Consider the following 13,399-nt stretch of genomic DNA (forward strand, 5'->3'; position numbering starts at 1 on the left):
CTTAATTGATAGGAGAATTTATTTATGGCTAGTAAAAATTATTACGACGTAACAGAGTGGTCTGTCGGTAATCCGTATGAGGATATTGGTGAGGTAATCAATAGCATTATAGCAGATATTAAAAGTAGGCAAACGGACACTGATGTGAATAAAGGCGGAAAGCCGGGTGCGGTTATCTATATTCCACCGGGAGATTATCATCTTGGCAGTCAAGTAGTTATAGACATCAGTTATCTTAAAATTATGGGTTCTGGACACGGGTTTACATCTTCGAGTATTCGTTTTAATACATCTGAGAATGAATGGGCGGATTTGCATGAATTGTGGCCGGGAGGAAGTCGCATACTCGTAGATATTCCCCTAGAAGTAAATGACGAGGAATATAAAGGAGCTGCATTTTATGTTGAACGAAGTGGAAATCCCCGAATAAGTTCGGTAGAGTTTTCTGACTTTTGTATTGATGGTTTGCATTTTATTGAAGATGGTTCAGGAGAAATAAATCCGGAAAACACATACATTAACGGGAAAACGGGTATTTATGTTGCAAGTGCTTGTGACTCATTTCGGATTACAGGCATGGGGTTTGTGTATTTAGAGCATGGAATTACTATTTATCATGCAGATGCACTGACTATACATGATAATTTCATAGCTGAATGTGGTAACTGTATAGAACTACGAGGTTGGGGCCAGGCTTCAAAAATAACCGATAACTTGATAGGAGCCGGTTTTAAAGGATATTCAATTTACGCTCAAAATTTTGGTGGACTTTTGATTACAGCGAATAATGTTTTTCCACGAGGTGCGAGCAGTATCTATTTTGATGGTGTGACACGTTCCAGTATCACTAATAATAGACTTCACTCATTTTATCCAGGAATGGTTGTATTCAGGGAAAATTGTTCTGAAAACTTGGTTTCTTCAAATCACTTTTTACGAGACCATGAACCTTGGACTCCTTTTCTGGGAATAGACAATGGTTTAGATGATCTGTATGGTCTCCTCTATATCAGTGGCAATAATAATTCTGTAATTGCTAATCACTTTTCTGAAGGAATTAATACTCAGAACATCAAGCCGGTAGGTGCAACACCTGTAATCATACGTATTGTTTCGGGTAATGGAAATTATATTTCTAATAATCATGTTGTTGCCACGGAGGTTCATGCCAAGGTAAGTGATTCTTGTTTCTCTGCGCAAGTAGACGCTTTGTTGACTACCGAAGCATCAGAGCCGCTTACCGTAACAACAGTATTGGTAGAAAAAGAATCGCTTCAAAATACGATTCTTGATTCGGGAAGTGATGCACAGGTTGTTATGGACAAGACTGTAAATGCATTCAGAGCCACTCCAACGCCAGGAACATAAATAATATATTCAACTATGTTTTTGTTCCAAAGTTTCAATTGCAAGTCGGACACTTGAATTATTTCGTTTGTCATTTAATTTTTTTTGGTGCTTCCTAGCGATGGAAGTGCCTCCCATCACACCCTCATATTTTATGATTTTCTACTACTTTAGCATTCTCCACATGCCGAAAAACCTTGATGCAACAAGGTTTTTCGGATTTTTTGGTTTCACTCTGCGATAAAACAAAGGGTGCGGAAATTGTGAGGTTTACGAAAGAAGAAGGCGCTTTTATGATAAATTCAGAACACGCAAACAACAAAAAAAGGGAGGAACGAACATGTCCAAGAAGCTGATCAGCTCCGTTGCCGGCATTGCCTTGATGACTTCGATCTTAACCGCCTGCAGCGGGACGACCGGTGGCCAGAAGGAAGGAGGTGCCGCCGCCAGCGCCTCAACTGCCCCTGCAGCTACACAAGCCGCCAATCCTTACGGCGATACGGGAGGGTTAAAACTACCGCTCGTCAATGAACCAACGACGCTCACCTGGATGCTGCCAAGCAACTCGACTAACATTAAAGAAGATAAACTCGTCGTTCAGGAGATACTTAAACGAACCGGCATTAAAGTCGATTTTCAAACGTATTCCCCTCAAACCTACCAAGATAAGCTCAAAGTCATTGTTGCCTCCGGGAAGCTGCCGGATATTTTCGAAGGGCTCAAAGCGGCGGAGCTCAAAAAGATCGGAAAGCAAAAAGGCGTCGTCGCTATTAATGACTACGCCGAGATGCTTCCGAATTTCAAGAAGCTGTATCTGCAAGAAAACAGCTGGGTCGTCAAGTCTTACGGTGACGAGAACGGAAAGCTCTACACATGGCCGATCTACGATTTGAACCGCGATGTCAATCACGGCTTCTTGTATCGCAAGGATATTTTTGACAAGCTCGGGATTAAGGAATGGACAACGACGGACGAGTTCTATCAGGCGCTGAAGAAGCTTAAAGAAGCGTATCCGAATGCTTATCCTTATGCGTCTAAAGGGCTTGCCAACGTTTTTCGTGACTGGTCCTACGGCTGGGGAATCGGCAGTGACAGCTATCCGGCGTACTACGACGAGAAAGAGAAAGCGTGGAAGTTCGCCAGCATTCAGCCGGAGCATAAGAACATGCTGGATTTCATGAAGAAACTGTATAACGAGGGTTTGATCGATCCTGAATTTTTGACGGACACGCAGGATTCCTGGACAACGAAGATGACGACGGACAAATCGTTTGTGACGTGGGACTGGATCGGCCGCCTGGATCTGTTCTACAACCAGATCAAAGCAAAGAATCCGGACTACAATTTGCGCTATGCGAATCCGGTAGGTCCGACGGGCAACGTCAGAACGCTGCCGAAGGTGTCCGATTTCAGTGTGACGGTGGCGAACAACAAGAATAAAGAAGCTGCGCTAAAGCTGCTGGACTATTTGACCTCCCCATCCGGCTCGCAACTGATGACATTGGGCGTCGAAGGCGTGAACTTCGAGTGGGGCAAGGACGGCGCGCCTGTGTATCCGGAGCTGAAGGATCTGCCGCTGGTGGATATTTCCGTGCTGGAGGATCGCTATGCGATGTGGTTGGAAAGCGCCTATCTCCGCCCGGATCACCGCAGCGTGTACTACAAATTCTCGGAGAAAGAGAAGGAAGCGCAGGATAAAATTCTCAAAGGCAGCAAAAGAGAGCCGATTGACCCGATTCTGAATTTTACCGACGCCGAGATTTCGACCCTCGCTGAGCTGCAAACGGCACTGCAAAAGGCAGCTGAGGAGTTCAACGCCAAGTATGTTTTGGATAAAAAATACGGCGACGAGCAGTGGGAAGAATGGAAGAAAACGATTGCCAAAAAAGGTGTGGACGCCTACATCAAGGTATACAACGATGCGCAGAAGCGCTATGAAGCCGTCAAATAAGACAGATCGAGAGTACCGCCTTCCGGGTCAACGCTACATAGGATGCATATTAGTCGGAAGGCGCCTCTCATCCCGGATTGGAGGGGACCCATATGCAACAACCCATTATAGAGGAGACAGCCCCGAAAGGTCGGCGAACGCGACCGGTACAAGCCCGAATGGCCGCCGCATTCAAACATATGAAGCGGGATCGTCAGCTGCTCATTTTATTTGCCCCGTGCCTGCTATTCTATCTGATATTCCGGTACGGCCCGCTCTACGGCTTAGTTATCGCCTTCAAAGACTACAGTGTGTTTACCGGGGTGTGGGACAGCGACTGGGTAGGCGTTAAGTATTTTATCCAATTCTTTACGAATCAGGATTTCTGGATGCTCTTTCGCAACACATTTCTGCTAGGCATCTACACGCTGGTATTCGGCTTTCCATTTCCGATTCTCCTGGCTATTCTGCTGAACGAAGTCCGCCTAACCTGGTTTAAAAAAACCGTGCAAACCCTGAGCTATTTGCCGGCGTTTCTATCCGTGGTCATCATCTGCTCCATGATCATTGACTTTCTGTCGCCGACCAGCGGTCTGCTCAATCAATTATTGGCGGCACTCGGCTTTCCAAAGACGTATTTTCTCGTGAATCCGAACTGGTTCCGCCCGATCTACGTAATCTCGGATATTTGGGAGAAGATCGGCTATGAAGCGATTATTTACCTTGCGGCAATTGCGGGCATTAACCCAACGCTCTACGAGGCGGCGAAGGTCGATGGTGCTAGCCGGTTTCGCATGATGCGGCACATTACGCTGCCCGGACTGCTGCCGACGCTGCTCGTGATGTTTATTTTGAAAACAGGTTCGATGATCCGTATTGGGTACGAGAAGGTGCTGCTGCTCTACAATCCGATGACCTATGAGGTAAGCGATGTGTTTTCAACCTATGTCTATCGAAAAGGCTTGCTGGAGTCCAACTACAGCTATGCGGCGGCGGTTGGGATGTTTGAAGCGCTAGCGGCCATGATTATGCTGCTCGGAGCGAATTATATGAGCAAACGGATCGGAGGGAATGGGTTATGGTAGGCCGCCGCAAAATCACCTTGTTTACTCTTGTAAACGCCCTCGTGTTATCCGGAATCGCGATTGTCACGCTCTATCCGATATTGTACATTCTGTCGGTATCGCTCAGTGATACGTCGGCCGTCATTCAAGGAAAAGTGTTTCTCTTTCCCAAGGGGCTTAACCTCGACGCTTATCGGGAAGTAATGAAGAACGATAAGATCCCACGAGCCTACTTCAATTCCGTGTATTATACGGCGCTGGGCACATTTATTAATCTGCTCTTCACAGCCGTCGCCGCCTATCCGCTTTCGCAGCGAACCTTTTTCGGACGGAAAGTTTTCATGCTGATGATCGTCATCACGATGTTTTTCAACGCGGGGATCATTCCGACGTATATGGTCGTGCAGCAGCTCGGCCTTCTCGATACAGTGTGGGCGTTAGTATTGCCGAATGCGATTTGGACAATGGAGCTGATTATTCTTAAAAGCTTCTATGAAAATATGTCCTCCCAGATACGCGAAGCTGCTGTCATCGACGGTGCTTCCGATTACCGCATTTTGTTCTCCATCGTCATTCCGCTGTCGAAGCCGGCGCTCGCCTCCATCGGGTTGTTCTACTTCATGGGGCATTGGAACAGCTTTTTCCTCCCGATGATCTATCTAAGCGACAAGGAAATGTACCCGCTGCAGGTTGTGCTGAGAGATATGCTGATCTACAATGCTGAAAACGACGCCGGTCTTGTCGACCGGGCTGCACTGGCGCCACAGGCGATGAAGAATGCAACGATTGTGCTTTCCATGATTCCGGTGCTGCTGATTTATCCGTTTGCCCAAAAATATTTTGCCAAAGGGGTGATGCTCGGCTCGGAAAAGGGTTAAAACGGACGCATGTTGAATAGTAGTTGGATGACTCCGAACGAGGTGATAGGGTGACGCCGTTCAACCGCTTAATGGCGAGCAGAGGACTTCTGCAAATTTTTTTCGCATTATTGTTAGTCATCGTGATCATGTTTATCTCCAACTACATTGTCTACAAAAACTCGATTTCCGGCATTTACGAGAAAGTCACGCAAAACAACCGGCTCATCGTACAAAATATTATTCAATCGTTCGACAGCTCCTTCGCTGCAGTGAACAATTTGATTTTTAGCGTTCACGGGCTGCCGTACGATTTGGAGTCGGAAAATAAGACCATCGAAATGTCAAAGGCGTATACGCTGCAAGAGCACTTAGCCCGACTAGCCTCGTCGATTGATTATGTCGAAGATATCGTCGTATTCTATGATGGTCTTGATTTGGCTGTGACTTCGAGGGGGACCAGCGACTTTCAAGTTCTGTTCGATAAAAAGTATAAGCACGATACGTATACCGCCAATTATTGGCAAATGGTTGCTGCCTCCAAGCATGCGCTCACGTTTTTCCCGATTGCGGATTATGCGGTTTCGACGGACGGCTTGACACGCAGAACGCAGCAATTGATGGTGGCCATGGATGGCAACAAGGTCCGCTTGTCTAGTAAGAATGTGATGGTGCTGCTGAATGCGGAGAAGCTGCTCAAGCAAATCGATTTGAAAGCGATGATTCCCGGCGCTTCACTCCTTGTGCTGGACGCCAGCCGCAATGTGGTGTTGAGCACAGATCCGACGCAGGAGCCCGGCGACATCCTGAACGAGATATATTTCTCACCGGAGAAGGAAGCGACACTGACCCGCAAAGACGTAGAGTACCACTTTTATAAGTCGGAGTACAACGATTTTATTTATATCAACAAGGTGCCGTTCAAATTTCAAAATATTGATTCTGTGGGCACCGCCAACCATATGATTATGATTTCTGCTATTATTAGCGCAGTGCTGCTATCCGCTTTCCTTAGTGTCTACTTGTACCGGCCGGTCAAGGACATCTTGAAGCTGTTCGGCGGAGGTCAAGTGAAGGGGAACGATTTCCGCAAAATTTACAGCGCCATCGTCAAGGTGCAAACGGAGAATGAAGCGCTGAAGGAGCAGATCCGATTCGCGGATCAGGAACTCCGAAGGAGTCTTTTCCTGCAAATGCTAGACGGATATGCACACACCCGAGAGCTGGAAATGCGGCTGCAGCCTGTTTACGAATTCTTTTTCCCGGAGCGGCAGTTTGTGATGGTCGCTTTGCTGATCAAGCCGCCTTCGGAAGGAGATTCCCGGCAGGGGCTTCCCATCGACGAGATCACGAGTCTGTTGGTGGAAGTGCTCGGCAAAACGGGACCGGTAGCTGCCTTTTATACGGGCGAAATGCAATTCACGGCGTTGGTGGGCATCCCCTTGCCTTCCGGGCGGAAAGCGGTACTGGATGCGCTGGAAGGCTGGACGAAGCGGGTGGTCAAGGAAGAGCTCAAAAGCTGCGGGCTATGGGTCGGCCTTAGCAGACTGTACGATTCCAAAGTGACCAACTGCCAGGAAGCCTATCAGGACCTCAAGAACGGCAGGGACTATCGGAACATTGATTCTGTGCGGGCGGTTGTCGATATGGAGTCGATTCGGTATGTACCCGCGATTCATTTTTCTTTTGAGAGCCTCGAGAGGCTTTCAAATACGCTGCTGAGCGGCAAAACGGATGAAGCCTTAAACATGCTGGAAAGCATTTTTGAGGAAAATACGGCACTCGGCATTCATCATTACCAGCTTGCTCATCTTGCGAAAAGCGTCTTTTTCTATTTGATGAAACCTAACGAAAGTATCGCTGCCGACAGCAAAGAGAGCTTGCAGCTTGAAATGGCGTTCTGCCGAAAGGTAGATCACGCTTACTGCAGCACGGAAGTGATCGAAGCCCTCCAGGACATCGTGCGGTTCATCGGCAACAAACGGCTGCAGGAAGGGAAAAGCAAGCTGAATCCAGATTTCATCAACCAGTATATTGAGCTGCATTATATGGAAAATTTATATCTTGACCATATGGCGGAGCTGCTGAATACGAGTCCGAAGTATTTTTCGAATTATTTCAAAAAAACGTTTGGCGTCGGTTATGTCGATTACCTCAATAAAGTCAGGTTATCGCATGCTCGAGAGTTTCTGCGGCATTCGGAACTGAGCGTGGCTGAAATTGGGGAGAAGACCGGGTATCTCAACGCCTCTACGTTCACCACAACTTTCAAGAAATATTATGGCATTTCGCCGAGCGAGTTTCGCAAGATGGCGGCAGGCTGACTGCCGGGAAACGAGGAATGAGGATGAAAGCTGTTGGGGTTTTACGAGGGAAGGTTATTTTGACGGACATGGAGCCGGGGCCGATTCCGGCTGGGCATGTGCGGGTCCGAACGGAGTTTTCGGCGATCAGCCCGGGGACGGAAATAACGTTCATTCAGCGCGGGTCGGATCAGCTGAGCTTGCTAGGCTACAGCGCCGTTGGCGTGATTGAGGCGCTGGGGGCGCAGGTCGAGGGGCGTCACGTTGGGCAGCGCGTCGCTTGCTATGGCGCACCGTACGTTCGGCATGCCGAATGGCTGACGGTGCCGTCGAATTTAACGGCGGTCGTCCCCGAGCAGGTGCTGCCGAAAGAGGCGGCTTTCGCGGGCCTTGGGGCGATTGCCATTCATGCGCTCCGCACGGCGGATCTGCGATTCGGTGAATCCGTCGTGATCGTGGGGCTCGGCATTCTGGGGCAGCTTATCGCCCGGATTGCTTCGGCGGCTGCTGTGCGCGTGGCGGCGCTCGATGTGAATCCGCAGCGGGTGGAGCTTGCTCGCCAAGGGGGCGTTAAGGAGGCTTGTGACAGCCAGGAAAAGCTGGAGGCACAGCTGGCATCGGCGGTCAGCGCAGCCGGCGCGGACAGCGTAATTTTGTGCGCGGGAGGGTCGGGTGAATCTCTGATCAACAGCGCTATGCGCTGGATTCGCGATCGAGGCAATATCGTGATCGTCGGGGATTTGACGACCGAGTTTTCTAGGGGACTTATGTTCGGGAAAGAGGCGCAGGTACTCATCTCGAGAGCCGGAGGCCCCGGGCGCTACGACACGCAGTATGAGCTGGAGAATCGGGATTACCCGATTGGTTATGTGCGGTGGACCGAAGGTAGAAATGTCGAGGCGTATATACGCTTACTGGCGGAGAAGCGCATCTCTCTTCACGGGCTGATCACTGATACGTACCCGGTGGAACAGGCGGAAGAGGCTTATAAGGGCTATGAATCGGCATCGACCGTAATAGGGACCCTTCTGACCTATGGGCATTAAAGGTTGACAGGGCGAGAGGGCTGTGTGGGCGGGAAGGACGCAGATTTAAATGAAAACGCTTTCACTAAAAAGAGTCTGAAAGAGAAGGAGGAGGTAGCGTAATGAGGAAGGTATCTTATCGTATCGTTGTCCTTTTAATGTGTGTGATCTTATTGGCGGTTGGCTGGGGGGCGGGAGCCGCGTCAGCGGCTGAAAGCCGATTGTCCCAGAAGACGTTCGGCAGCCCCGAAGAGCTGTTGATTCCGAATAATTATACGGTTGCCGTCTTTAACGGCACGGTCGGGAAGGAAGACGGGCATTATGTGCTGTATGCCACCAGCAAAGGAAAGCCGGGCCATCTGAATGTGATCGATCTGGAGGATTACAAGCTGCTGAGAAGTCTGCCGCTCGCCCCTTCGGAGAGCTCCTGGGCGCATACGGTCGCGCCGGACGGCACGTTGTACTTGGCAGCGGATGGGGGCGGAGCGAGGTTGTGGAGCTATTCGCCGGTGACACACACGCCGGTTCAAGTCGCACAGTTCGACGGACAGTCTGTGCCGAACAGCATCACGACGGATGAGCAAGGGCGCGTGTATGTTGGGACGTATCCCGGTGGCAAAGTGTACCAATACGATCCAACAACGAAGCTTACCCGGGACTACGGCCGGGTGATCGGGGCGACCGATCAGGAGTATGTGCGCTCAATCGCTTATCAGGGCGGCAGCATCTATGCCGGAACCGCGCATAAACAGATTGTGAAGGTCGATTTGGCGACTGGGGCCAAATCGGAAATTGCCGCATCGCTCCCCTTTACGCTTAAAAACGATACGATCTATGATTTGGATACGATCGACGACAGTTACCTGTTTGCCCGCGTAACGGATGGCAGCGGGATACCGGGTGAAGCGTATATTTATGATGCAGTCACGTCTTCATGGCTGAATGTAGAGCTGGAGAACGTAACGGGGCTTCACGCGACAGACTCGGTGGGCGGCAAGCTTTATTACATGTCCGATAAAAAGCTGAAAACCTTCGATTTGGCAACGTACGAAGTGGCGTTCACCGGGATGGAGTACGCCTCCGGTTTGCGCGGTGCCGATTGGGTAGAGTTTCCGAACAACCCTGAGCTTCCGGGCAAAACGCTCGTCACCGTTCGTTATGACGGCGGGGTTACGTTCTTGAATATCGACACGAAGCAGGTCGTGTTGAAGCCGCCGGTGATTCCCGGCCTGCCGGGTGTCGTCAACCGTGTGGCGGCCGTTTCCCCTACACAGCTCATCACGACCGGCTCGCAGGCGCGTTCTTCGCTTGTGAATTTGACGGACAATACGGCTAAGCCCTTCAGCATCGGTCAGGCTGACAGTGTCTATGCAATTGGCAGCAAAGTGTATATGGGCGTCTATCCCGAAGGTGCGCTGTACGAGTTTGATTTGGATGCAGAGCCGAGTGAAACGAACCCTAAGCGGTTAGCGGTGCTCGGGAACGATCAGGAACGGCTTGTAAATATCACCGAGGCGGACGGCAAGCTCTATATTTCCACGATTTCGGGCTATGGCACGCTTGGCGGTTCACTGACCGTGTATGATCCCGCTGCAGGCACGTTCGATGTCCACCGAAATGTCGTGGAAAATCAAAGCGTGCTTAGCGCGGCTTATGTGAACGGTAAAATTTTCGGCTCGACCACCATACGCGGCGGTCTGGGTTCTCAGCCGACGGCGGAAGAAGCGAAAATTTTCGTCTGGGATGCGGCTACCCAGCACAAAATCACCGAGTTTCCGCTCCGGGTGCCAGGGCTTAGCAAGCCGATTTTCATAGGTGATCTCTCGGCTGGGCCGGACGGACTTCTGTGGGGCGCGTCCTATGAATATATTTTTGCCATCGATCCTGTCACGTATCAGGTTGTAAAAAGCAAGAAAGTGTATCCTAGCCTCAGTTTCAGCCAGTGGGCCCATCATCCGATGCGCTGGTCCGAAGACGGGCTGCTCTATGTGCTGTTTAATAATAAGCTGACGGTCATCGATCCAGAAACGCTTGAATCCCGGACGCTGGCGGATACGTCCCGATTCGATTTGGGTATGGACGGCAATCTGTATTTCACGGATCAAGCGACGAATACGATTCTGTACCGCATGGAGGTGGACGGTGAATACGTGGAGCCGCCACCGGGTCTTCCTGTCGCCGTTCGCAATGCGGGGTTTGAAGAGCCGCTGAGCGGAAGCACGATCCCTGGCTGGTCTTCGCTCTTTGCGACTGCGCCCGACTATCGTTATGAGATTAGCGATGTGCAGCGCTTTACAGGGGCTAGAAGCTTGAAAATCATTGACAAATTGCGCACCGCATCGGTTGCTTTACAGAGCGCTAAAATTCCGGTCATCCCTGGCGAGGAGTACAAAGCGAGTGTAAATCTGTACATTGAATCCGGTCAGCCGGGCTTTATGTTCCGCTTTTTTGATAAGAATAACGCGACACTCTCGACACTGGAAATTCATCTCGATGAATCGCGGTTGGCTCAGTGGCAGAAGGTTACGCTCCAAGGGAAGGCGCCGGAAAATGCTGCTACCGCAAGTCTTATAGCAGTGACGAGCCGGTACAATATATCGTCGGCTTACTATGATGATTTTGCAGTGAGCGTAAAGGATACGAGAGTTCCGTTTTCCGTTGCTTCGGTGGACCCGCAGCCCAATGCGTATGGCTGGATTAATCGGGACGCTGACGTTGCGATCAAGGCTGATGGCGCCTACCGCTTGACGTATGCCGCTGCCGGTGCCCAGGTGGCAGGGCCTGTGACGGTGCAAGGCAGCGAGGTGCATATGCCGGTCACGACAGAAGGCGTTACGACGGTTACGTATAGCGCCGTCAACTTCTCAGGCTTGGTGGAAGCAGCGCGTACGCTAGACGTGCGGCTCGACAAGTCAGCGCCTGTCGTTATGTTCTCTGGCCAGACGGTCTATACGGTGCAGCAAGCCGTTTACATCGGCTGCACGGCGACTGATGCAGTGTCGGGGCTCGTAACGAACCCGTGCTCCGGACAACTCGTCCAAGCGCCAGCCTACACGCTCGAGCCCGGTGCGCAAGAAGTCTCCGTAACAGCCGTTGACCAGGCGGGGAATATGATGACGGGGCTTTTTACGTATCGGATTGTGGTAACTTATGACGGAATGTATGCGCTCATTCGTGACTTTCTGGGCGCGAATCAGCTGCTTGCCGAAGCGCTGTGCAGGGAGCTGATGCTGGCGCAGGAGGCGGAGCAGCGCGGCAAGCCGATGATCAAGAAAGGAATTCTGCGCGCTTTTGCTCTGGAAATGGATGCTTTGAGCGGCAAGAAATTGACTGCCGAGCAGGCGCAAATTTTAAAAAAACTGGCTGGTTATTTGTAAAGAGAAGGAAGGGGTGTCTAGGAAGCTGCGATCACTGCCTAGGAAAACACCCCCAAACCATCTTTTGAGATGTAAAGCTTTTCGACGATTGGGTCGTGGATATATCGTAGAAATGATGCCAATGCAAAAGTTGATGAAATATCGTTTCATCAATAAAACGGCAGTATTCATTCTTAGAATACCTTTCCTAATCTGCCACCTTTTTTCTTCCTCCTAATTTGCCCAATTATTGATGTTGTAACCATATAAGGATTCAACATGATAAGAAAGAGAGCAACTGAGAAGAATAATGGCAGTTGAGAAAGGAAGGATACAATGAAAGCATTAACCTACCAAGGGATTCGAAATGTAAAAGTTAAAGAAGTACCTGATGCCAAACTAGAAAAATCGGATGATATTCTGGTTCGTATCACGACTACTAGCATATGTGGCTCGGATCTTCACCTCTATAATGGGGAAATTCCAAATATGCGAGACGACTTTATTATCGGTCATGAGCCTATGGGAATCGTGGAGGAGATAGGAACAGATGTAACCAAGGTGAAAAAGGGAGACCGCGTCATCCTTCCTTTTAACATCGCATGTGGCCAATGCTGGTACTGTACCCATCAATTAGAAAGCCAGTGCGATAATTCGAATGATTTTTTACATGGCGATACAGGTGGGTATTTCGGTTATTCGGAAACGTTTGGCGGATATGCAGGGGGACAAGCTGAATTGCTGCGTGTTCCATACGGAAACTTCATCCCTTTCAAAGTCCCTGAGGATGCTGAAATGGAGGATGAGAAACTTCTATTTCTCTCTGATATTATTCCTACTGCTTATTGGAGTGTGGATCATGCAGGTGTTAAGGCTGGTGATACCGTTATTATTCTGGGGTGTGGACCCGTGGGATTGCTGACACAGAAATTTGCTTGGTTAAAAGGTGCAAAACGCGTTATCGCGATTGATCATGTCGATTATCGTTTGGAACATGCACGTAAAACGAATCAGGTCGAGGTTTTTAATTTTAAAAAACAAGATGATCTGCTTCAATATTTAACTGAACTTACAGGCGGTGGAGCAGATGTGGTCATCGACGCTGTAGGACTGGATTCTGAGAAGACCTTATTGGAGAAAATAGAAACGATGCTGAAACTCCAAGGTGGTGGACTAGGGGCATTTCGAATGGCTGCTAAACTGGTGCGCAAAGGCGGCACGATCCAGGTAACTGGCGTTTATGGAATGAATTATAATGCCTTTCCTTTTGGTGATTTGTTTAGCCGTAACATTACGCTGAAAATGGGTCAAGCGCCAGTTATTCACTATATGGCTGATTTATATCGCCAAATCAAGGCAGGTATATTCGATCCAACCGATATCATTAGCCATCGATTGAAGTTGGATGATGCGGAGCATGGTTATCGTATTTTTAATAAGAAGGAGGATCAGGCTATTAAAATTATACTGAAACCTTAGCCTGATTTTACAGCTTGGCATGATTAATCAAGTAACTA

Annotated in this window: 8 protein-coding genes and 1 pseudogene; 8 read left to right on the plus strand and 1 reads right to left on the minus strand. The window is 49.5% G+C overall.

The genetic code is table 11. The annotated features are described in order from the left end of the window. The first annotated feature begins 24 nt into the window (after positions 1-24). The 7 genes from ACSQ8P_RS11620 (at position 25) to ACSQ8P_RS11650 (ending at position 11,903) form a co-directional block, all read left to right on the plus strand. On the plus strand, positions 25-1,368 hold the full coding sequence (locus ACSQ8P_RS11620; RefSeq protein ID WP_436235308.1) for a NosD domain-containing protein: 1,344 nt from the start codon (positions 25-27) through the stop codon (positions 1,366-1,368). A 319-nt stretch (positions 1,369-1,687) separates the two neighbouring features. Then, a complete protein-coding gene (locus ACSQ8P_RS11625) occupies positions 1,688-3,298 on the plus strand; it encodes an extracellular solute-binding protein (protein WP_436235309.1) in 1,611 nt (536 codons plus the stop codon). A 158-nt stretch (positions 3,299-3,456) separates the two neighbouring features. Next, positions 3,457-4,362 (plus strand): ABC transporter permease, encoded by a 906-nt coding sequence (locus ACSQ8P_RS11630; RefSeq protein ID WP_436239508.1) that lies wholly within the window; start codon positions 3,457-3,459, stop codon positions 4,360-4,362. Continuing rightward, positions 4,356-5,219 carry a carbohydrate ABC transporter permease gene (locus ACSQ8P_RS11635; RefSeq protein ID WP_436235310.1) on the plus strand — a complete coding sequence of 288 codons (864 nt, stop codon included), beginning with the start codon at positions 4,356-4,358 and terminating at the stop codon, positions 5,217-5,219. The genes ACSQ8P_RS11630 and ACSQ8P_RS11635 overlap by 7 nt, the downstream gene beginning before the upstream one ends. Positions 5,220-5,269: 50 nt before the next feature. Continuing rightward, the gene (locus ACSQ8P_RS11640) at positions 5,270-7,522 is read left to right on the plus strand and encodes a helix-turn-helix transcriptional regulator (protein WP_436235311.1); all 2,253 of its coding nucleotides are present in this window, start codon (positions 5,270-5,272) and stop codon (positions 7,520-7,522) included. 23 nt (positions 7,523-7,545) lie between these two features. Continuing rightward, the gene (locus tag ACSQ8P_RS11645) at positions 7,546-8,547 is read left to right on the plus strand and encodes a zinc-dependent alcohol dehydrogenase (RefSeq protein WP_436235312.1); all 1,002 of its coding nucleotides are present in this window, start codon (positions 7,546-7,548) and stop codon (positions 8,545-8,547) included. Positions 8,548-8,648: 101 nt separating this feature from the next. Then, a complete protein-coding gene (locus ACSQ8P_RS11650) occupies positions 8,649-11,903 on the plus strand; it encodes a hypothetical protein (RefSeq protein ID WP_436235313.1) in 3,255 nt (1,084 codons plus the stop codon). 91 nt (positions 11,904-11,994) lie between these two features. Here ACSQ8P_RS11650 and ACSQ8P_RS11655 read toward each other — a convergent pair. Then, positions 11,995-12,060 (minus strand): annotated as a pseudogene (locus ACSQ8P_RS11655) (DUF2243 domain-containing protein); the annotation flags it as partial. 158 nt (positions 12,061-12,218) lie between these two features. Between ACSQ8P_RS11655 and ACSQ8P_RS11660 the strand changes: the two are divergent. Continuing rightward, positions 12,219-13,361, plus strand: coding sequence for a zinc-dependent alcohol dehydrogenase (locus ACSQ8P_RS11660; protein ID WP_436235314.1), 1,143 nt, complete (start codon positions 12,219-12,221; stop codon positions 13,359-13,361). Positions 13,362-13,399: the final 38 nt, after the last annotated feature.

This window comes from Paenibacillus sp. LjRoot153 (genome assembly GCF_964253085.1).
Lineage (GTDB): Bacteria > Bacillota > Bacilli > Paenibacillales > NBRC-103111 > Paenibacillus_E.

Coding starts and splice junctions, on each gene's coding strand:
- ACSQ8P_RS11620 (WP_436235308.1), top strand. CDS start 25: ATGGCTAGTAAAAATTATTACGACGTAACAGAGTGGTCTGTCGGTAAT.
- ACSQ8P_RS11625 (WP_436235309.1), top strand. CDS start 1,688: ATGTCCAAGAAGCTGATCAGCTCCGTTGCCGGCATTGCCTTGATGACT.
- ACSQ8P_RS11630 (WP_436239508.1), top strand. CDS start 3,457: ATGGCCGCCGCATTCAAACATATGAAGCGGGATCGTCAGCTGCTCATT.
- ACSQ8P_RS11635 (WP_436235310.1), top strand. CDS start 4,356: ATGGTAGGCCGCCGCAAAATCACCTTGTTTACTCTTGTAAACGCCCTC.
- ACSQ8P_RS11645 (WP_436235312.1), top strand. CDS start 7,546: ATGAAAGCTGTTGGGGTTTTACGAGGGAAGGTTATTTTGACGGACATG.
- ACSQ8P_RS11650 (WP_436235313.1), top strand. CDS start 8,649: ATGAGGAAGGTATCTTATCGTATCGTTGTCCTTTTAATGTGTGTGATC.
- ACSQ8P_RS11660 (WP_436235314.1), top strand. CDS start 12,219: ATGAAAGCATTAACCTACCAAGGGATTCGAAATGTAAAAGTTAAAGAA.